Origin of the sequence: Clostridium sp. (genome assembly GCF_016650035.1) — a bacterium.
Lineage (GTDB): Bacteria > Bacillota > Clostridia > Clostridiales > Clostridiaceae > Clostridium_AD.
In genome coordinates, this window is the sequence record NZ_JAENWM010000051.1 from 1 (window position 1) to 21,264 (window position 21,264).

The 21,264-nt window shown below is 32.0% G+C and carries 17 protein-coding genes, 1 pseudogene and 1 other annotated feature; of the genes and pseudogenes, 15 read left to right on the plus strand and 3 right to left on the minus strand.

Annotated elements, in window-relative coordinates; translation table 11 throughout:
* Positions 1-276 precede the first annotated feature (276 nt).
* Positions 277-1,935 carry a glutamine--tRNA ligase/YqeY domain fusion protein gene (locus JJD95_RS12490; RefSeq protein WP_291643360.1) on the plus strand — a complete coding sequence of 553 codons (1,659 nt, stop codon included), beginning with the start codon at positions 277-279 and terminating at the stop codon, positions 1,933-1,935.
* Positions 1,936-1,976: 41 nt separating this feature from the next.
* Here the strand turns inward: JJD95_RS12490 and thrS are convergent, their stop codons facing one another.
* Positions 1,977-3,917 carry a threonine--tRNA ligase gene (gene thrS / locus JJD95_RS12495; RefSeq protein WP_291643361.1) on the minus strand — a complete coding sequence of 647 codons (1,941 nt, stop codon included), beginning with the start codon at positions 3,915-3,917 and terminating at the stop codon, positions 1,977-1,979.
* A gap of 63 nt (positions 3,918-3,980) precedes the next feature.
* Positions 3,981-4,184 (minus strand) — a binding site (T-box leader).
* A gap of 206 nt (positions 4,185-4,390) precedes the next feature.
* Here thrS and JJD95_RS12500 point away from each other — a divergent pair.
* From JJD95_RS12500 to JJD95_RS12510, 3 genes are all read left to right on the plus strand, one after another.
* A complete protein-coding gene (locus tag JJD95_RS12500; RefSeq protein ID WP_291643362.1) occupies positions 4,391-6,526 on the plus strand; it encodes an EAL domain-containing protein in 2,136 nt (711 codons plus the stop codon).
* 312 nt (positions 6,527-6,838) lie between these two features.
* Entirely contained in the window at positions 6,839-7,042 is a 204-nt protein-coding gene (locus JJD95_RS12505) for a DUF6465 family protein (RefSeq protein ID WP_291643363.1), read from the plus strand.
* A 45-nt stretch (positions 7,043-7,087) separates the two neighbouring features.
* Positions 7,088-8,158 carry an NlpC/P60 family protein gene (locus JJD95_RS12510; protein WP_291643364.1) on the plus strand — a complete coding sequence of 357 codons (1,071 nt, stop codon included), beginning with the start codon at positions 7,088-7,090 and terminating at the stop codon, positions 8,156-8,158.
* A 132-nt stretch (positions 8,159-8,290) separates the two neighbouring features.
* Here JJD95_RS12510 and JJD95_RS12515 read toward each other — a convergent pair whose 3' ends face one another.
* Entirely contained in the window at positions 8,291-8,509 is a 219-nt protein-coding gene (locus JJD95_RS12515) for a DUF1450 domain-containing protein (RefSeq protein WP_291643365.1), read from the minus strand.
* A 129-nt stretch (positions 8,510-8,638) separates the two neighbouring features.
* Here JJD95_RS12515 and JJD95_RS12520 point away from each other — a divergent pair, with 129 nt between their 5' ends.
* Both JJD95_RS12520 and JJD95_RS12525 read left to right on the plus strand, forming a co-directional pair.
* Positions 8,639-9,319: a response regulator transcription factor gene (locus tag JJD95_RS12520; protein WP_291643366.1), complete on the plus strand. Its 681-nt coding sequence runs from the start codon at positions 8,639-8,641 to the stop codon at positions 9,317-9,319.
* 3 nt (positions 9,320-9,322) lie between these two features.
* Positions 9,323-10,690, plus strand: coding sequence for an ATP-binding protein (locus JJD95_RS12525; RefSeq protein ID WP_291643367.1), 1,368 nt, complete (start codon positions 9,323-9,325; stop codon positions 10,688-10,690).
* A 257-nt stretch (positions 10,691-10,947) separates the two neighbouring features.
* Here JJD95_RS12525 and JJD95_RS12530 read toward each other — a convergent pair whose 3' ends face one another.
* Entirely contained in the window at positions 10,948-11,859 is a 912-nt protein-coding gene (locus tag JJD95_RS12530) for a transposase (RefSeq protein WP_291643368.1), read from the minus strand.
* Between the two features lie 324 nt (positions 11,860-12,183).
* Between JJD95_RS12530 and JJD95_RS12535 the strand changes: the two genes are divergently transcribed.
* The 9 genes and pseudogenes from JJD95_RS12535 to JJD95_RS12575 all read left to right on the plus strand — a co-directional run bounded on the left by JJD95_RS12535 (position 12,184) and on the right by JJD95_RS12575 (position 21,212).
* Positions 12,184-13,155 carry a serine hydrolase gene (locus tag JJD95_RS12535; protein ID WP_291643369.1) on the plus strand — a complete coding sequence of 324 codons (972 nt, stop codon included), beginning with the start codon at positions 12,184-12,186 and terminating at the stop codon, positions 13,153-13,155.
* A 211-nt stretch (positions 13,156-13,366) separates the two neighbouring features.
* Positions 13,367-13,606, plus strand: a complete 240-nt coding sequence (locus tag JJD95_RS12540) for a FeoA family protein (RefSeq protein WP_291643370.1) — start codon at positions 13,367-13,369, stop codon at positions 13,604-13,606.
* A gap of 84 nt (positions 13,607-13,690) precedes the next feature.
* Positions 13,691-15,906, plus strand: a pseudogene (feoB, locus tag JJD95_RS12545) (ferrous iron transport protein B).
* A 551-nt stretch (positions 15,907-16,457) separates the two neighbouring features.
* Positions 16,458-18,182: a phospho-sugar mutase gene (locus JJD95_RS12550; protein WP_291643371.1), complete on the plus strand. Its 1,725-nt coding sequence runs from the start codon at positions 16,458-16,460 to the stop codon at positions 18,180-18,182.
* A 251-nt stretch (positions 18,183-18,433) separates the two neighbouring features.
* The gene (locus tag JJD95_RS12555; protein ID WP_291643372.1) at positions 18,434-18,946 is read left to right on the plus strand and encodes a sigma-70 family RNA polymerase sigma factor; all 513 of its coding nucleotides are present in this window, start codon (positions 18,434-18,436) and stop codon (positions 18,944-18,946) included.
* On the plus strand, positions 18,937-19,398 hold the full coding sequence (locus JJD95_RS12560; protein ID WP_291643383.1) for a hypothetical protein: 462 nt from the start codon (positions 18,937-18,939) through the stop codon (positions 19,396-19,398). The genes JJD95_RS12555 and JJD95_RS12560 overlap by 10 nt, the downstream gene beginning before the upstream one ends.
* Entirely contained in the window at positions 19,379-19,903 is a 525-nt protein-coding gene (locus JJD95_RS12565) for a hypothetical protein (RefSeq protein ID WP_291643373.1), read from the plus strand. Before JJD95_RS12560 ends, JJD95_RS12565 begins: the two co-directional genes overlap by 20 nt.
* Positions 19,896-20,201, plus strand: coding sequence for a hypothetical protein (locus tag JJD95_RS12570; RefSeq protein ID WP_291643374.1), 306 nt, complete (start codon positions 19,896-19,898; stop codon positions 20,199-20,201). Before JJD95_RS12565 ends, JJD95_RS12570 begins: the two co-directional genes overlap by 8 nt.
* Positions 20,202-20,288: 87 nt before the next feature.
* Positions 20,289-21,212 carry a ketopantoate reductase family protein gene (locus tag JJD95_RS12575; protein ID WP_291643375.1) on the plus strand — a complete coding sequence of 308 codons (924 nt, stop codon included), beginning with the start codon at positions 20,289-20,291 and terminating at the stop codon, positions 21,210-21,212.
* Positions 21,213-21,264 lie beyond the last annotated feature (52 nt).

A 21,264-nucleotide genomic window follows, 5' to 3' on the forward strand; every position in this document is an offset into this window, starting at 1 on the left:
AAAAGTGAACTATGAAAATGAATTGAAACTTATTTTATCAGCAATATTATATAAAAAAATCTGCGAATCACAAATAGTAATAGTAATTTATAATTTTAAGTTAAATTAGTGCTTTTAAAAAAAATCATGCTTCAGCTCTGGGCACCACGCAAGATTATTGAAATAAATCCATTTTTGTGATATATTTAATAGAATATAGACAAAACTAATAAGTGAGGTAGATTACTTGTAATATCTAAATCACATGTAATCTAGATTAAGAGGAAGGTGACAAGCATGGAAAATAAAACTATTTCATCAAACTTTATAAGAAATATTGTTGTAGAAGATTTAGAAACAGGAAAACACAAGAAAATTATTACTAGATTTCCACCAGAACCAAACGGATATTTGCATATTGGTCATGCAAAATCAATTATTTTAAACTTTGAACTAGCAGACGAATTTAAAGGTAAGACAAACTTACGTTTTGATGATACAAACCCAGTTAAAGAAGATACAGAGTACGTTGAATCTATAAAGGGAGACGTAAAATGGCTTGGATATCAGTGGGATGATTTATTTTTTGCATCAAACTATTTTGATGAGATGTATGATCGCGCTGTATTATTAATAAAAAAAGGTAAAGCTTATGTGTGTGATTTAACTGCTGAGCAGATGAAAGAGTACAGAGGTACATTAAGAGAACCAGGAAAAGAAAGTCCATATAAAAATAGAACCATAGAAGAAAATATAGATTTATTTGACCGTATGAAAAAAGGTGAATTCTCTGATGGAGAAAAAGTGTTGAGAGCTAAAATTGATATGAGCTCCCCTAATGTAAATATGAGGGATCCAATAATTTATCGTATTTCTCATATAGATCATCATAATACAGGAGATAAATGGTGCATTTATCCTATGTATGATTATGCTCATCCAATAGAAGATGCAATTGAAGGAATCACACATTCAATTTGTACACTAGAATTTGAAGATCATCGTCCATTATATGATTGGGTTGTAGACAATTGTGAAATGGAACATAAACCAAGACAAATAGAGTTTGCAAGATTAAACATAACCAACACTGTAATGAGCAAAAGAAACCTTAAACAATTAGTAGATAATGGAGTTGTAGATGCTTGGGATGACCCACGTATGCCAACTGTAGCTGGTCTTCGAAGACGAGGTTATACCCCTGAATCTATACGTAATTTTTGCAGGGAAATTGGAGTGGCAAAAGCTAGCAGTACTGTAGATGGGCAAATGCTAGAACACTTTATAAGAGAAGATTTAAGCCAGAAAACACATAGAACTATGGCAATTTTAAGACCACTTAAGGTAATTATTACAAACTACCCAGAAGCACAAGTGGAAATGCTTGAAATTGAGAATAATCAAGATGATGCATCAATGGGAAGTCGTCAAGTGTCATTCTCAAGAGAAATATATATAGAGCAAGAAGACTTCATGGAAATTCCACCAAAAAAATACTTTAGGTTGTTTCCTGGAAACGAGGTAAGACTCAAGGGAGCATACTTTATAAAATGTACTGATTTTATTAAAGACGCTGAAGGGAATGTATGTGAGATTCACTGTACTTATGATAAAGAAACTAAAAGTGGTAGTGGATTTACGGGAAGAAAAGTTAAAGGAACAATCCACTGGGTAGATGCAATAAATGCATTGCCAGCAGAATTTAGATTATTTGAACCATTAATATTAGACGAATCTAAAGGTGAAGGGAAAACTTTCCTAGATCAAATAAATCCTAATTCTATAGAAATTTTGCAAGGATTTATAGAACCAAGTATGAAGGATTCAAAACCACAAGATAAATTCCAATTCTTTAGACATGGTTATTTTAATGTAGATTCTAGATACACTACTGAGAGTAAACTAGTTTTTAATAGAATAGTATCTCTAAAGAGTTCATTTAAAATAATAAAATAAAATAATAACGCCAGTACAAAATTTTGTACTGGCGTTTGTTATTATAACTGTCTAGTTTCTATATCTTCTTTTATTGATTTAATAAATGAATCTAGTGCAATTGCACCTTCATCGCCATTTTTACGACTTCTAACAGAAACTTCATTAAGTTCTGCTTCTTTTTCTCCAACTATTAGTAGGTAAGGAACTCTTTCATTACGAGCTTCACGAATCTTGTATCCTATTTTTTCTGCCCTAAAATCCCCTGAAGTTCTAATGTTAGATTCTTTAAGTTTTGCTACTACAGAGTCAGCATAATCATGGAATTTTTCGGAAATAGGCAATACTTTAACTTGCATTGGTGCAAGCCAAGTTGGGAAAGCACCAGCATATTTTTCTATGAGCATCGCTAGTGTTCTCTCGTAGCAACCAATAGAAGTTCTATGGATAACATATGGACGTTTTTTAGATCCATCACTATCAATATAAGTCATGTCAAATCTTTCTGGTAGTGAGAAGTCAATTTGTACAGTAATTATAGTATCTTCTTTACCATGAACATTTTTGAACTGAAGGTCAAGCTTAGGGCCGTAGAAAGCTGCTTCACCAATAGCTGTTTTATACTTTATACCTAAATGGTTTAACATATCTTCCATCTTAGTTTCAGTATCTGCCCAAGCTTCAGGGTTATCAATATATTTATCACCTTTATCATTTGGATCCCATTTAGAGAATCTGTAAGTGATATCATTTTCAATTCCAAGTGTCACCATTATATAGTTAATTAAATTTATAACACCTTTAAATTCGTCTTCTAATTGATCAGGTCTAACAACTAAATGACCCTCTGAAATAGTGAACTGGCGAACTCTCATTAGACCATGCATTTCACCTGAAGATTCATTTCTGAAAAGCGTTGAAGTTTCAGCATATCTAATTGGAAGATCACGATAACTCTTTTGATCAGCATTAAATATTGTAAATTGGAAAGGACATGTCATTGGACGAAGGGCCATAATTTCTTCGTCTTTAGATTCATCACCAAGGACAAACATCCCATCTTTATAATGATCCCAGTGTCCAGACATTTTATATAAATCACTCTTAGCCATAAGAGGAGTCTTAGTAATAACGTATCCTCTTTTTTCTTCCTCATCTTCAACAAAACGTTCGAGTAACTGAATTACCCTTGCGCCATTAGGCATAAGGAGTGGTAAGCCTTGACCTATAACATCTGAAGTTGTAAAGAATTTTAGTTCGCGTCCAAGCTTGTTATGGTCTCTTTTTTTAGCATCTTCTACTCTTTCTAAATGAGCATCTAAATCGGATTTTTTTGTAAAGGCAGTTCCATATATACGACTGAGCATTTTATTTTTCTCGCTACCCCTCCAATAAGCTCCTGCAACTTGAGTAAGCTTAAAGGCCTTTATATATTTTGTAGACATCAAATGTGGTCCTGCACAAAGATCTGTAAATTCACCATGTTTGTAGAAGGAGATAATTGCATCCACAGGTAAGTCTTCAATTAATGCCACTTTGAAACTTTCATTTTCATCTGCCATGAAAGCTATAGCTTCAGATCTTGGAAGTTCAAATCTTTCTATCGGAAGATCTGCTTTAACAATCTTCTTCATTTCGGCTTCTATTTTTGTAATTTCTTCAGCAGAGAAAGAACCATGTTTATCAAAATCGTAGTAGAAACCTCCATCTATAGCGGGTCCAATGGCAAGTTTAGTCGCTGGGAACAATCTTTTTACTGCTTGAGCTAAAATATGAGTAGCAGTATGTCTAAAGGCTCTTTGTCCTTCCTCACTATCAAAAGTTAATATACTAAGTTCGCAGTCCTCAGTGATTTTGTAACGTAAATCTACTGTTTTATCATTCATCATGCCAGCACAAGCAACTCTTGCAAGTCCCTCACTAATATCTTTCGCAATCTCAAATACAGTTATTCCGGACTCATAAGCTTTCATTGAACCATCTTTTAATGTAATATTTACCATTATACATTGCTCCTTTTTAATTTTTTATAAAACAAAAAAACCCCATCCCAATTCTAATTATAGAAAAGGGACGAGATTATAATTTCCCGCGGTTCCACCCAAATTGTTTATAAAAATAAACCACTTCATAATTATAACGGAATTACCGGGCTTTATTAAAGCCACTCGGAGGTAGTCTTCAGCTAACTACATTTAAGAATACTTACAGCAGTGGTATTCTCTCTCTGTAAATGTGCGGTAACTTACTTTTCTCTTCATAGTGTTTAAGTATTTTATTACATTAATTATAGCACCTGCGGTATAAATGTCAAGGCCATTAATAGAGCAAATAATAATAGTGTAATTAACAGTTAAAAAAAATTTGAAAAATATAAAATATTTTGTAAAAAACTATTAATAAAAATACGATTTAGACGATAATTAAAAGTATTATGTAAAAGTTTAGATGACATATAGTATTAGGAGGGCTCGGGGTGGATGCCAAAAAAATAGACTTAAACAAAACTGCAAGAAAAAACATAACAAGTAAAGCGGAAACATTAAATGATGATTCGTTATACCCTGATGAAATGTGGCTTAAAAAAATGCCGATTAAAGTAACTGCTGGATATGCTTTAATTGGTTCGATTTGGGTGGCGTTTTCTGATAGGCTTTTAGATATGGTAATTAAAAACAAAGCTACAATGACTCGTATACAAACAATTAAGGGCTGGGGATATGTACTTATATCATCTTTTCTAATATATTTCTTGGTGAATGAATTTAGAAAAAAAAGTAAGATGTGGTCTCGTAAATTAAAAGGGAATTATGAGGAAATACAAGCTACTTATGAACAATTAATAGCTGCAGAAGAAGAGCTAAGGGCTCAATATGATGAGCTCCATGAAAAACAAGCAATGATTGAAAAAAGTGAGGAAAGATATAAGTTAGCTTTAGAAGGTTCCAATGATGCCATTTGGGAAGTTGACCTTACAACTAAAGTGTTTTTTGCTTCAGATAAATTTAGTGATATCACTGGATATGATAAAGATACTATAATTTCACTACAAAATTTAATGGATATAGTAGTGGAAGAAGATAAAGAAATTGCAATAAGTGATTTTAAAAATCATATAAAAGGAAAAACATTGCACTATCTAAGTAAAATAAAAATCATGTTTAATGGTGGGGGAGATAAGTGGATTCTAATTAGAGGCAAGTGCCTAAGAAATAATATAGGCATTGCAACTAAAATTTCAGGCTCCGTTACAGATATATCTGCCCAAAAGAATTATGAGGAAAAAATTAATAAATTGGAGTATTATGATATATTAACAGGTATACCTAATAGAAGACTGTTTGTTAATACTCTTAAAAGTGAAATTATTAAGGTTAAATATAAACAAACTAAAATGGCTGTATTATTTATTGATTTAGATAATTTTAAAGAAATTAATGATACTTTAGGGCATGATTATGGGGATGAATTACTAAAAAAAGTTGCAATAATCATTAAAGCATCTATTAAAGAAGACGATCTTGTTTCAAGAGTTGGAGGAGATGAATTTTTTATTTTAATGAAGGATGTTCAGAATTACTCAGATGTTAGTGAGCATTGTCAAAAAATACAAGGTTTATTAAACTGTGGAATCAATATAGATAGTAAGCATGTATACTCTTCAGCAAGTATTGGTATTGCAGTGTTTCCACAAGATGGTAAGAGTAGCTCTGCACTGCTAAGAAGTGCTGATACCGCCATGTATAATTCTAAATATAATGGGAAATCCAAATATTGTTATTTCAATAAATATATGAGTGAAGATGTAGTAAGACGTGTTGAAATAGAAAAAGGTTTAAGACGTGCATTAGAAAGAAATGAGCTTGAAATATATTATCAACCACAGATAGATATTATAAATAATAAAATAAAAGGATTTGAAGCACTTTTAAGATGGGAAAGTCCTGAGCTTGGAAAAGTATCTCCAATGGAGTTTATCCCTATTGCAGAACAAAGTGGACTAATAATTTCTATGGGTGAATGGATTATAAAAACTGTGTATCTTCAAAATAATGCATGGAAAAACAAAGGTTATGTATATGATACTATTGCAATAAATGTATCTTCAATTCAACTTGAGGATGATAAATTCGAAGAAACGCTAAAAAAACTTATAGCCGAAACAAATGTTAATCCAAGGTTTGTGGAACTAGAAATTACAGAAAGTATTTTGGTGAAAAATTTTGAAAAAAGTGTAAAACTTCTTACTGTCATAAGAGACTTAGGTATAAAAATTGCCTTAGATGACTTTGGAACGGGATATTCCTCTCTTAGTTATTTAAAGCTGTTGCCGATAAACACACTTAAAATAGACAAGTCTTTTATTGATAATATTGTTACTAATGAAAGAGAAAAAGCCATTGTAGATGGAATAATACAACTTGCACAGAAAATTGGATTGGAGGTTATTGCAGAAGGAGCTGAATCCAAGGAACAAATTGAACTATTGCAAAGTATGGGATGCAATCAAATTCAAGGCTATTATTACAGTAAGCCTCTTTCAAGCTCTGAAATTGAGGAGAAGTTCTTAAAAAGTGATTGGAGTTTAAGATTGGGGACGGTTAACAACTAATGAACTTAAAAAGTGTGGGGACGGTTAACAACTAATCAACTTAAAAAGTGAAACTTTAAGATTTAAGCGAAAAAGTTGTTAACCGTCCCCTTAGGATTTAGATTTAGATTTAAAAACAAAACATAATTAAATAAGGAAAACAGAAAGCTGTGATTTTAAAAATCACAGCTTTCTGCTTATAAAAAAATAAAAAAAATATATAAATTAATAAAGTATATGTTTACTGAAACATATTTATGCTATAATAGTACATAAATGTAATATTAAGTAATCAATAAAATGATAATAATAAATAGAAGGGGGAAGATTCACATGAAATCAAATAAAATCATACAATTTAATGGTAAGGAAGTCGCTCTTAAAGATTTAGAGCAAAAGGTTAAGAGAATATGGAGGGAAGGTGGAAAACTTCAAAAGGATATAAAATCAATGGAGATCTATGTGAAAATAGAAGAAAATAAATGCTACTATGTTATTAATGAAAATGTTTTGGGCAAATTTGAATTAACTGCTTAAGGGCCAGAGTACTTATGAATTTTGCAAGACGAAGGAGATGTAAAAATGAGGAATGCCCTAAAAAATCTGGCAGTTACGATAACTTTGATGCTCACTTTAAACGTAACAGCACTAGCAGTACCAACTAGTGGAACGTTACAACCGCAGAAGGATCAACTAACGAAAGTTAAAACCGAAAGAGAAAAAGTAGAAAGTAAAATAGAACAATTAGATAGCGAGATTGGAATTAATATGACTAAAACAGAAGAAAATAAGGTCCAAATATATCTAACAGAAAAGGCGATAAAAATCGCCGTAGTTGATATTGAGAAGGTTGAAAGCAGAGAAGAAAGTGAAGAAAAATTGTTTAATGGTAGAATAAGAACTATGTACATGAATGGGTTTGATGGCTATGCCGAGATGATGCTCGGAGCAGAGAACTTTGGAGATTTTATATCAAGAGTAGAAAATGTGAGAATTATCATAAATTTTGATAAAGAAGTAATGAATAAATTTAAAGCTACTAAAATTTATTTAAATGAAAAAAAGCAAAGTCTAAATGAGACGAAAGAAGTATTACTTAGTTTGCAAGTTGAAAACAAGGAAAAGTTAGATAAAATAATTCTCGCTAAAGAGTCACAAAAAAAATTAATAACTCAGTTAAACAGCAAGGAAAATGTTCTTCTAGCTGAGATAAGTAACGATGAAGTGTCATTAAATGGAACCATATCAAATGTAAATGCCATAGGAGACATTTCACAGTCAAGAGGCGCAGCTAATGTATCGCAAAATGCAGTAGTATCCTATGCGGCGACTTTACTTGGCACACCATATTTATGGGCTGGAACATCACCTTCAACAGGATTTGATTGTTCAGGATTCACACAATATGTATACAGGCATTTTGGAATATCAATAGGAAGAAGTACTGGTGATCAGGTAAGAAGTGGTGTAGGAGTATCTAAGGACGAGCTTGAGCCTGGAGATTTAGTTTTCTTTGGCAGTTCAAGTAATCCTCAACACACCGGTATTTATATTGGAGATAATAAGTACATTCATTCTCCTCGCACAGGGGATGTAATAAAGATTTCATCTATGACAAGACGAGATTATATAAGTGGTAGACGAGTAAGATAAAAAGTATATATATTGTGTAAAGTATCGCGAATGAACTTTATACAATATATATACTTTGTTTTCGTAGTTGAACATAATAGGGGACGGTTAACAATTATTGCACTTCATCGAAATTTACTCTCAAATATCCATCTAAGGGATTAATAATTTACTGATTATCATATCATATAAATTTTCTTCATCTGTGCCAACTAAAATTTTTTTATTTACCTGAGCAATAGGATGAGACTTACATCTGTGGCATTTTCCAAGACATTTTTTAGTGGATATCTTTATATTTGGATGAGTTTCAGTTATCATAGTAATGACAGCATCTTTCCCTTTGTTGTGTTCGCAAAATTTAACTTTCACATTACCAACTCCTCAGTTTCTATTTTATGCTAGAGGTAAGGTTAAAATGCTTGGGGACGGTTAACAATTATTGCACTTAATCGAATGGTTGGGTAATTGAAATAAACTTTTAAAAAGGAGAAATTAAACGTGAATAATATATTGATCATTGAAGATGAAGAAAAAGTGTCAGAAATATTAAAAGCCTATCTTGAAAAAGAAGGCTACGGTGTTTATTGTACTACAATGGGACTGGATGGAATAAAACTTTTCGAGAAAATAAAGTTTAACTTAGTTATATTAGACCTAATGTTACCAGACATATCCGGTGAAGAGGTGTGCAAGGTGCTAAGGGGAATTTCCGAAGTACATATCTTCATGTTGACCGCAAAAAGTAGCTTAGAAAATAGAATAGAGGGATTAAACATTGGCGCAGACGAGTATCTAGTCAAGCCTTTTAGTCCGCGAGAACTAACTGCAAGAGTTAATGCACTTTTTAGAAGGTTGAATATTAATAATGAAAAAACGAAAGTTTATAATAATGGGGATTTAGAAATTAATTATGATAAAAGAATAGTTAAGATGCATGAAGTAGAAATATCGCTTACACCTAACGAATTTGATATATTACAGATTCTTTCTTCTAATCATGGCAAAATCTTTACAAGAGAACAACTTATTGAAAGAATTATGGGAATAGATTTTCAAGGCTTTGATAGAACAATAGATGTTCATATAAAAAATATACGTAAAAAGATAGAAGAGGATAGCAAAAATCCTAAATATATATTAACCGTAAATAGAATTGGTTATAAATTTGGCGGTGAGTAAGTTATGCAAAGCGTAAGAAAAAGGTTAAGTATTATTTTGGTAGGTACTGCTGTACTAGCACTTTTTATATCTACACTATTTGTAAATATAACAATATCAAGAACCTTCGACAATTATTTAGGGGAAATACAAAATAAGAGGAATACTAGGATAGTAAAATATTTAGAGGAAATTTATAATAAAGATGGCAAGTGGAATGAAGATTCTGGAATAGAAATATTACATGAAGCTTATATGAGTAACTATTGCCTTACTCTTAGGGATGCGAATAACAAAGTAGTTTGGGGAATGGATCCTACTGACATACTTAACAACACAAGCGTTAATATGCATGTTGAAAATGAGGGAGTATACACTACAAGTACCTTTCAAATAAAAGTTAACGATAAAATAGTAGGGCACATAGAAATAGGACAATACTCATCAGTAATTTTATCCGAAGAAGATGTAAATTTTAAATCCTCGATAAACGAGAGCATCATTGTAAGTGTTGCACTTTCGGTTTTAATAACAATAATAATTAGTTTGTTTATTTCAAAACAATTTTCTACTCCTCTTAGGGAAATTTCAAAAGTTTCGGTTTATCTCTCAAATGGAAATTATCGTGAAAAGGCACGAGATAAGAGCAGTATTATAGAGCTTGAAGACTTAAGGAAAAGCATAAACACTCTTGGTGAAAAGCTTCAGCATCAAGATGAACTTAGAAAAAGACTGGTGTCAGACATATCCCATGAAGTTAGGACTCCTCTTAATATGCTTCAAAACAATTTTGAAGCAATGATTGATGGTATTATCAAAGTAGATAACGAAAGGTTAACATACCTCAATGAAGAAGTTATTAGATTTGGAAAACTTATAGACAACTTAAATGATTTAAAAGAAGTAGAAGCAGAAGAACCAGTGCTTAATATGGAACCAATATCTCTAAAAGATATAGTGCTTTCTGTAGCAAAGGATTTTGAAATAATATCAGAAAATAAGAACGTTAAAATGACGTTAGAAATTGACGAAAGTAAACAATATTGCATTTTAGGAGATAGCGATAAAATAAGGCAGGTAATTATTAATTTACTTTCAAATGCAATTAAATTTACTCCAGGTGGAGGAAGAATCAATACTAAATTAAATGAAGTAGATGAAAAAGTGGTGCTTACAGTAGAGGATACAGGAATTGGAATTAAAGAGGAAGATTTACCTTATATATTTGAAAGGCTGTACAGAGGTGACAAGAGCAGACATGAAATTGAGGGATCAGGAATAGGACTCACCATTGCTCGGAATATCTTAAACCTTCATAAGGCCGTTATAGAAGTTAAAAGCAAAGAGGGAAAGGGCAGCAGGGTTGAGGTGTGGTTTAGAAAAAGGGGATAAGTGAATTGGATAATTGGGGACGGTTAACAATTGTTTTATCTGTAGTGAATATTAGATTTTAAGTAGAGGTTATCCCTTTGCATTAGTTATTCCATCTATTTATCTCTTATTTAAATTTTTTCGCTGATTAAAAGGTCAAGTATCTATAATTATAGAGGCTTGTCCTTTTTTATTGAATAAAAAATAAATAAGTAATAATGAGAAAATTTTTATTTGCAACGGATTCTTATAGATAAAAGAAACTAATAATATGCTTTTTAAGAGTAATTTTCGATAAATTCACCAATAATATTTTCATATTTTTTTTCTGATATAATTAAGTCCACACCAATAGTGCATAATTTTGATGTTCTAGCCTGTGTAATGTTTCCAAGTATACTGCAGATATCGCTGGATTTAAAATTGCAGAGACTTCTCATTAGAACAACAACTAATGCTCTTGATTTTACCAGCTTTCTATTATGTTTCATATGAAGAAGAATCTTTGATATACCCATCTTTGAGGCTATGAATTGTATTATGTCATCGCTTTTAAAGTTTCGTAGAAGTATTTTCCTTTCACTTTTGTAATCCGTTGTTTCATCTTCAAATTCAATTTCTTCTTTCCATTTTTCATCGGTGCAACCTAAAATACAGCTACAGTAACTTTGTCTTGCTTTTTTTAGATTATTACCAAAAAGGCTCATAACGAAGTCGTAATCAACTACGCCGAAAGCATCCTTTCTTTTCCCAATATATATTCCTAAGCTAGAAAAAGCATATTCTTCAGGACAATCTTTGAATTCACCAATATCTGTAGGATTATTATGTATATATAATGATACAGTTCTAAGGTAGTTGTCATTATCAACTATTAGGCTCTTAAATCTATCTTTAAAAAGAGGTCCGTGCCTTTTATATTTCTTATTAAAGTACATTGCATAAGAAAAATTTATTCCATGCATGACTTTTGATATATCTGCGCCGTTGGCATAAATTAATAGATGTGCATGGTTATCCATTAGACAGTATCCGTAAATTTTAACGTTATAGATTATTTTATATTTCTTAAGTAGGGATAAATACTTATTCTTATCCGCGCAATCTCTGAATAAATCTACCTCGGTTATACTTTTGCACATAATATGAAATATAGCGTCGCCCGCTTTTAATCTTGCTTTTCTTGCCATGAATTATTACCTCTTTTCATAAACTTTTATTTGAATTATTGCCTATGATTTCAGATGCTATTCATGTTTTTAGACGATAGTTTAATTCAATTAGTTGTTAACCGTCCCCAATGGTTTGCCCAGTGGTTTCCCGGTGGCTTAATTTAATTAATTGTTAACCGTCCCCAACTTTTCCATAAGTATTTTCGATAAAATGAAAAGAATGCAAAATTTTAAAGGAATGTAAGGTATAATGTAACTATAAGAATAAATTTGAAAAGTGACATTAAAATAGAATCAAAAAAATAGAATATTAGTAATAGGATTTTAGGGGGAATAATTTAGATGGAAGATAAGGATGCGATGCTTTTACTAGCAGTAGTATTGGTTTTTTTTGCAACACTGTTTATAAGTAAACAGCAGACGGTTGCCAGCGCCAGCGTTCCTGCAATGTATGCCTCTGCTAATATTGAGGAGACATCTCAAAGTGCAGTTAAAGCAGCAGAGGCTAAGGCTAAAGCTGAAGCTGAATATCAGCTACTATTAGTAGAAAAGCAAAATAAGATAGATGAAGACCTAAAAAATCAACAACAACTAGAGGATTTAGAAAAATCAATTAAAACACTCTTAGGTGAAGATATAAATAAATTTGGAATTGTATACTACGACATAAATTCTGAAAAATCCATTAACATAAATGGGGACAAACAGTTCCATGCGGCGAGTACGATAAAAGTACCTATAAATATGCTTATGTACGATATGGTACAGGATAAAGAAATTGATATTGATGAAAAATTAAAATATAGAAAAGCAGATTTTGAAGGTGGCGCAGGAATACTTCAAGGAACGGATTTAAGTAAACCTATTGCCATACAGAAATTAAGTGACTATTCAATAAGGTATTCGGATAATATAGCCGTAAATATGCTTTTAAGAAAAGTGGGAAATGAAAATAGATACGCTTATCTTGAAAAAATTACGGGGCATTCTATAGAGCATAAAGGGAATTACACCACACCAATGGATTCTTTTAAAATATTGGAAAGATTATATATAAACCCAGACAATAATGAATACTACAATGGTTTAATTGAAAATATGAAAAAAACAGAGTTCCATGATAGGATAGACAAGTATATTCCAAATGAAATTGTAGCTCATAAAATTGGTGACTATGCTGAATATGTAAATGATATGGCCATTGTATTCAATGATAAACCTTATATTCTTGTAGTCTTCACAGAAAATATGGTAGGTGCACATGAAAGTATTGCACAAGTATCTAAATTGATATACGAATCACAAAACAAATAACATAGCTTCATCAAAGAACAAAAATGCCTAGGTGTAGAAATACACTTAGGCATTTTATATTTCGAAGTATTTTAAGTAGCGATTTCAGCCTCATCTTCATAGTATAAAGCAAAGGTACGTTAAAAGAAATAACAAGAAAGGGAAGATGATAGTCTATTTTGACTTGTTATTTACAATAATGTGCCTAAGGTCTTGTAAGGGACGGTGAAAAATGGAAAACTTAACGTTAAAACTAACAGAAATTGCACTAGGAAAAAAAGTTCTAGTGGTGGAACTTATTTCGAAAGGCTTATCAAGACAGCGAATGTTGGATTTGGGAATAATACCAAACACTATTATCCACGTGCTTAGGCATAGTCCCTTTGGGGATCCTACTGCATATCTTATAAGAGATACATGTATTGCACTAAGAAATGATGAAGCAAAAAATATTATGGTAAGAGACATTTAGATAAAGCTTGGAACTGAGCAATTTTTAAAATAAAATATATTGAATTTTAGAGGATTTCCTTTGAAATTATGGGGGGAAGGAATAATGGGTCTAACTCACAGTGCTAGCACCAAACAAGGGTTAAAAGATCTGTTTAATATTGAAAAATCAAAGGAAGAAGACTATGTTATTGCACTGGCAGGGAATCCAAATACAGGCAAGAGTACAGTGTTCAATGCACTAACTGGACTACATCAACATACAGGTAATTGGCCAGGTAAAACCGTAGTAAACTCTCAAGGTAAATATAGACATAGAGATAAGGACTTTATTATAGTAGATTTACCAGGTACTTATTCTCTTCTCGCAAGTTCTGTAGAAGAAGTAGTAGCTAGAGACTTCATATGTTTTGGGAAGCCAGACGTAACAGTGGTAGTTTTGGATGCAACATGTATAGAAAGGAACTTAAACTTACTTTTGCAGGTGCTAGAGATTACGGGGAATGTAGTAGCATGTGTAAATCTCATGGACGAGGCTAAAAGTAAAAATATAGAAATAGATATAGAAGGCTTATCAAAAGAACTAGGGATTCCAGTAGTACCAACTACTGCAAGAAGTAATGTGGGTATGAATATCTTAAAAGATACCATACATGATTTATGCTGCAAGAAAATCGTGACATGCCCAGCACAAATTGTGTATCCAAGAGAAATTACAGAAAAATTACAAGAACTTACTCCAATGATTAGTTCCATTTTTAATGACAAAATTAATGCTAAATGGCTTGCTTTAAGACTTTTAGATGGGGACGCATCACTTATAAAATCTATAAGTAAATTTTTAGATTATGATTTAGAAAAACACAACTAAATTAGAATATTAGTCAGCTGAATGTGCATCAGGGAACAATGGATAGGAAGGTGTGATTATTGAATTTAAGTGAAGACATAAAGATCAAGGCCGTTATAGAAAAATCCAAAGAATTTAGAATCAAAAACAATGAAAATATAAGAGACACTATTGTATCGACAATTTATGAAAAAGCAGAGGATATAACAAGAAAAACCGTTATAAAAGACACTGATAGGTTATTATCCCAGCAAAGAATTGATGACATAATTACATCCAAGAAAACTGGAATCCCTATAATGCTACTAATGCTAGCAGTAGTATTCTGGATTACAATACAGGGAGCCAATTACCCATCCCAAATCTTAGCAAAATTATTATTTTGGATAGAAGCAAAGCTCGGTTTATTCTTTATCTATATACAAGTGCCTCTATGGCTTAATAACCTTTTAGTACTTGGAGTATATCGAACCTTTGCCTGGGTAGTAGCTGTAATGCTTCCCCCTATGGCAATATTCTTTCCTATATTCACACTTCTTGAGGATGTTGGATATCTTCCGAGAGTATGTTTTAATTTAGACCATGCGTTTAAAAGAGCTTGTTGTCATGGAAAGCAAGCGCTAACCATGTGTATGGGCTTTGGTTGCAATGCTGCAGGAGTAATTGCTTGCAGGATAATTGAATCCCCAAGAGAGAGGCTTATAGCTATTGTAACTAATAATTTTGTACCTTGCAATGGGAGATTTCCAACCTTAATAGCACTATCCATGGTATTTGTTGGAGTGAGATTCTCAAAGACCAGTAGCTCAATTATAGCAGCACTAATGGTAGTACTTTTAGTACTTATAGGAATAGGAATTACCTTACTTTCCTCCTATGCACTATCAAAAACCATACTAAAAGGTATGCCCTCAAGTTTTACACTAGAACTTCCACCCTATAGAAAACCTCAATTGGGCAGAGTGCTGTATACCTCTATAATTGACAGAACTATGTTTGTACTTGGAAGAGCAGTAGTTGTAGCTGTACCTGCTGGTGCAATAACATATATCCTATCAAACGTAATGGTTGGTAATGTAAGCATACTATCTCATACAGCAAATTTTCTAGCTCCTTTTGCCAGTTCCATAGGCCTAGACGGATTTATATTGATAGCTTTTATTTTAGGCTTCCCAGCAAATGAAATAGTACTACCTATTCTTTTAATGGCATACCTATCCAAAGGGAGCATGCTTCAGTTTGAGAGTATAGATCAGCTAAGAGAAATTTTGATTGCTAATGGTTGGACATACTTAACACTAATAAATACCATGCTATTCTCATTACTTCATTTTCCTTGTGCCACAACAGTATGGACTATCAAAAAAGAAACTGGAAGTATTAAATGGACAATATTATCTATAGTAATGCCAACAATAATTGCCATAGTGATTTGTTTTTGCACTACTCAGATTTATCGACTTATTTGGTAAAAAGTCAGGGGAAAGTTGGGGGACGGTTAACAACAAATGAGCTTAAGAGGTGAGGGGGACAGCCAAAATGGTTAGGGACGGTTAATAACTTTCACGGTTTAAGTTGAAAAGTTGTTAACCGTCCCCAATAATTCGCATTAAGTTAAGTTGAAAAGTTGTTAACCGTCCCCAATAATTTACCCAATAATTTAACTTATCAAAAAGCAAAAATTCTTGTTTTAACAAATCGATAAATTTGTTAAAACAAGAATTTTTGAGAGTAGATTCACTAATGACATGAGATAGGAATATAATAATAAAGAATATTTATAAAATAAAAAATATAAAATATAAAATATGCTCACAAAAATAAATTAGGAGGAATATCCATCTCTTGTCAGTAGTGAAGCCTAATATATTATATGCTCAAAATTAAAAGTTGTTACAACTATTTAGAAATATATTTTGAAATATATGGAATTTATCGTCTGATATGTATTTAATCATTTCAAATACATAGAAAATAATGTATAATAATAATAATAACTACATAGAGAAAGGTGTGAGATAAAATGACTTATATGAAAAAATATGAAGAATGGGTAAATAATGAATCTTTTGATGAAAAGACCCGTGAAGAATTAAGGTCAATATCAGAGGATGATAAGGAAATTCAAGATAGATTTTACATGGACTTAGAGTTTGGAACTGCAGGACTAAGAGGGAAATTAGGTGCAGGACTTAATAGGATGAACATATATATTATTTCAAGAGCAACTCAAGGGCTAGCAGATTACATTAGTGAATATGGCCAAGAATATATGGATAGAGGCGTAGCTATAGCATATGATTGCAGACATTTTTCAGAAGAATTTGCGAAAACGGCAGCTCAGGTTTTAGCAGCAAATGGAGTAAAGGCTTATTTATTTGAAGAATTAAGGCCTACTCCAGAATTATCCTACGCAGTAAGGACACTAAATTGTGCCTCGGGAATCGTAGTAACAGCAAGCCATAACCCTAAAGAATACAACGGATACAAGGTGTATTGGGAAGATGGGGCTCAAATATTATCATCTATAGCAAAGGGAATAACTGAAAAAATTCAAATGATTACAGACTTTAGTGCTATAAAACTTATGGATATAGATGAAGCAAAGGAAAAAGGCTTACTAGTAATGCTTGGAAAAGCTATGGATAAGGAATATATGGAGAAAGTAAAAGGACTTAGCTTAAGAGATGACATAGATAAAGATATAAAAATTGTATATACCCCACTAAACGGGACAGGAAACATGCCAGTAAGGCGTGTACTTAAGGAAAGAGGCTTTACTAATATAATAGTAGTACCTGAGCAAGAAAATCCAGATCCAGACTTTACTACAGTTGGATACCCAAACCCAGAGGATGTAAAAGCATTTAAATATGCACAGGCTCTTGGGAAAAAAGAAGGGGCAGAATTATTAATAGCTACAGACCCAGATTGTGATAGACTTGCCATAATGGTTAGAGATAAAAGTGGTGAATATGTTGCCTTTAACGGTAATCAAACAGGAGCTATATTAATAAAATATGTCATAGAAGGAATGAAGGAAAAAGGCACACTTCCAAAGAATGCTGCTATAGTTAAGTCCTTAGTAACAGGAGACTTAGGTAGAGCAATAGGAAAGAAATATGGCGTAGAAACCTTCGATGTATTAACAGGCTTTAAAAACATTTGTGGTAAAATAAATGATTTCAAAAAAGACAATAGCTATGAATTTGTCTTTGGATATGAAGAAAGTATCGGCTATGTTGCGGGAACCTTCGTTCGCGATAAAGATGCAGTAATAGCTTCTATGCTTTTATGTGAAGCTGCTGGTTATTATAAAAAACAAGGGAAAACTCTAATAGATATATTAAATGAAATATATGAAGAGTTTGGATATTATAGAGAAAACCTAATATCTATAGTTTTAGAAGGCATAGAAGGTCAAAAAAGAATTTCTAGGATGATGGAAGAATACAGATTAGATAATCCGAAGACTTTAGGAACTTCAAAGCTTACTAAATATATAGATTATGAAGTAGAAAAATCTTACGATATAATAAATGGAAGTATAGAAGCTAGTGGAATTCCAGTATCTAATGTACTTAAATTCTATTTTGATGATGAAAGTTGGTATGCTGTAAGGCCTTCAGGTACAGAACCAAAAATTAAGATATACATGTACTCTAAGGGAAAAACTTTAGAGGAAGCAGAGGCAAAATTAGTAGAGATGAAGGAAATAATAATAGAGAAACTTCAAAGCACGAAATAAAAATATAAAATAAATTAGAATTACTAAGACTCACTCAAATGCATTCTACCGCAGTACATGAATCCTTTAATATATATAACGTTTAAAGTATCGTAGGTAATGAATGTAATGCTCTCCTTAAAGTAGACAGATGAAAAAAACAAAAATCTGTCTACTTTACGGGGAGTATTTTTAATTCCAAAATTATTTAATAAAGATTGAAGTGTTTTTCGCTAGCCAATCGTTATGTATATGTAAGGGATAAAAAAGGGGTGATGATTATTCATAAGGACCAGTTTTCAAGCTATATAAAACAATACGAACGTTTAATCATCACTATTTGTATATCCTTCACAAAAAACTACTTTGATGCGGAAGACTTGGCACAACAAACTTTTTTATCTGCTTATACGAACTATAATAAATTCGATGGAGTGAATTTTAAGGCTTGGCTTACAACAATTGCCACCAACAAATGTAAAGATTTCCTTAAGAGCCCAGCAAGAAGGGTTGATAGCTTATCCCACATAGATTATGAAACTCTAAAAGATAAGGGAGAAACCCCCGAGGATGCAATACTGAAAAAACATAGCAGGGAACAAATACACAGTCTATGTGATAAATTAAAAGAGCCTTATAGGGAAGTATCCATAAACTATTTTTGTGAAGATATTAAGCTAAAAGATATGGCAAAAGATACAGGTAGAAGTTTAAAAACATTACAAACCCATCTTTATAGGGCAAAAAAACTGCTGAAAGTTTTATGGAAGGAGGAATGCAAGTGAGTACATTATTTAAAGAAAATGGCCACTTAACTAAAGTATCGATAAATATGCTTAAAGAGGGGTCATTAAGTGAAGTTGAACTAATTTTAATAGCAGAACATATGTCCCTTTGTGCAGAGTGTGCTGGTGATTTCACTGATAGTTTAAGCGACAATGAACTTGCATGCGTTCCTTCAGGATTTGAACAGGAAATATTAAGTAAAGTAAAAAAGAATAAAGAAAGGAATACTCAGTTTATATTTTATTCCCTTAGAGTTGCAATTGCGGCAAGCATCGCATTAGTGTTTGTATTTTCTAGCCAATTGAATTTTATTGCCAATACAAAAACCAACACATTAAATGTAAGTCCTATAAGTTTAAGTAGTATTAACACAGTTAATCAAAGTCTAAATGATTTTTCTGAAAAAATAATCAATATGGAGGTCTTTAATAATGAAAAGAGTAAGAAGTAAATTTTTAACCTTTTGTTTTTCACTTTTACCTGGAGCTGGTCACATGTATATGGGATTTATGAAGCTGGGTCTATCACTTATGGCAGCATTCTTCTTTTTAATATTTATCTCTACCTGGCTTAATATAGGTCCACTGCTCTTCTTCGCACCATTAATTTGGTTTTACTCGTTTTTCGATTGTATGAACAAGCGTTACTCAACGGATGAAGAATTTTCGCTTTTAGAGGATAATTACTTATTTTCTCTTGATGAAATAGTAAAAATAGATATAGGTATATTTAAAAAACACGGAAAGTTCACAGGAATATTTTTAGTAATTCTAGGTGGGTACTTAATATGGAATAATGTCATAGACAGCTTAGCTAGATTTATGCCGGGGAGAGTATATGCGGCTATAGTTTCTATAACAAGAGTGGCGCCTCAAGTAATCATTGGCGTTGCAATAATTGTTGTGGGTCTAAAGCTTATTTCAGGCAAGAGAAAAGAGTGTGTCATCAATGATTAAAGGACGTAGAGTAGGAACCTTTACTACAGGAATAGTTTTAGTTATGTTTGGAATAATGTTTTTATTAAGGCTTATATATCCAGGTATTAATTATTTGCTCATATCATCACTGTGGCCAATTATCTTAATTATACTGGGAATTGAAATAATATTAGCTTATTTAATAAACAAGGAAGATATCATGAAATACGATTTTGGTGCAATAATTCTAATAATATTGGTATCTTTTTTCGCAATGGGTATGGGATGCATGGAATATATAATTACACATATGGAACAGATTGAACATATACTTTAAATTTAATGTATAATTAATGTATAACAGAAACTATAAATTATTCGCAGTCATAGATTAGTGCGTATTAGCAAAGGAGGAATTATTCAAATGAAATATCTGATTATCGGCACAGGTGGTACGGGAGGTTGCATAGGGGGATTCTTGGCTTCAAATAACAATGATGTGACTTTCATTTCAAGAGGAAAAAACCTTGAAATGATGAAAGAAAATGGACTAAAGCTTAAAACTGGTATTAAGGGTGAACTATATCTTCCCAATATAAAAGTATTTTCTGATAAAGAATACACAGACAAAGCAGATGTAATTTTTGTTTGTGTTAAAAGTTATTCTATTGATGATATTATTCCTATTATTAGAAATGCCTCACACGAAAATAGTATAATAATTCCTATAATGAATGGTTATGGTATGGCAGAAAAAATATCTAAGAAACTTAATACTGGACATGTGTTAGATGGGTGCATATATATTTCTGCTTTTATTGATGAATCTGGTTCAATTATTCAACTTGGAAATTTATTTAGAATTGTTTTTGGAACAAAAAAAGGCGACTCGGTTAATTCCAGTATATTAAATAATGTTAAAAACTCCTTGTGTGATTGTGGGATAGAGGCAACTGTGTCAGACAAAATCGAGAGAGATACATTTAAAAAATTTACCTTTATTTCATCATATGCTTCATGTGCAGCTTACTACGATATACCAGCAAAAGAAATGCAACAACAAGGTAAGTACAGGGAGACATTTAAGGAACTTTGTGAAGAGATTAAATTAATTGGTAATAAACTAGAGATTGAACTTGATGTTGATATAACAGAAGCAAATTTAAAGATTTTGGATTCATTAACTCCCGACACCACAGCATCAATACAAAAGGATATGGAAAAATCTAAAAAAACAGAAATAGATGGGTTAATTTTCGAGGTAGTGAGATTATCTAATAGTGCCTCTGTGTCCACACCAATGTACAGCATGATTGCAAAACACTTTGGATATACAATTGTGAAATAATTTTTAGTTATGGTTAATTCACAATTTTCGTATTAGGCGTCACAATCAAGTA

Coding starts and splice junctions, on each gene's coding strand:
- JJD95_RS12565 (WP_291643373.1), top strand. CDS start 19,379: ATGAAAAGAGTAAGAAGTAAATTTTTAACCTTTTGTTTTTCACTTTTA.
- JJD95_RS12490 (WP_291643360.1), top strand. CDS start 277: ATGGAAAATAAAACTATTTCATCAAACTTTATAAGAAATATTGTTGTA.
- JJD95_RS12530 (WP_291643368.1), bottom strand. CDS start 11,859: ATGGCAAGAAAAGCAAGATTAAAAGCGGGCGACGCTATATTTCATATT.
- JJD95_RS12575 (WP_291643375.1), top strand. CDS start 20,289: ATGAAATATCTGATTATCGGCACAGGTGGTACGGGAGGTTGCATAGGG.
- JJD95_RS12560 (WP_291643383.1), top strand. CDS start 18,937: ATGCAAGTGAGTACATTATTTAAAGAAAATGGCCACTTAACTAAAGTA.
- JJD95_RS12535 (WP_291643369.1), top strand. CDS start 12,184: ATGGAAGATAAGGATGCGATGCTTTTACTAGCAGTAGTATTGGTTTTT.
- JJD95_RS12550 (WP_291643371.1), top strand. CDS start 16,458: ATGACTTATATGAAAAAATATGAAGAATGGGTAAATAATGAATCTTTT.
- JJD95_RS12525 (WP_291643367.1), top strand. CDS start 9,323: ATGCAAAGCGTAAGAAAAAGGTTAAGTATTATTTTGGTAGGTACTGCT.
- thrS (WP_291643361.1), bottom strand. CDS start 3,917: ATGGTAAATATTACATTAAAAGATGGTTCAATGAAAGCTTATGAGTCC.
- JJD95_RS12505 (WP_291643363.1), top strand. CDS start 6,839: ATGAAATCAAATAAAATCATACAATTTAATGGTAAGGAAGTCGCTCTT.
- JJD95_RS12540 (WP_291643370.1), top strand. CDS start 13,367: ATGGAAAACTTAACGTTAAAACTAACAGAAATTGCACTAGGAAAAAAA.
- JJD95_RS12570 (WP_291643374.1), top strand. CDS start 19,896: ATGATTAAAGGACGTAGAGTAGGAACCTTTACTACAGGAATAGTTTTA.
- JJD95_RS12510 (WP_291643364.1), top strand. CDS start 7,088: ATGAGGAATGCCCTAAAAAATCTGGCAGTTACGATAACTTTGATGCTC.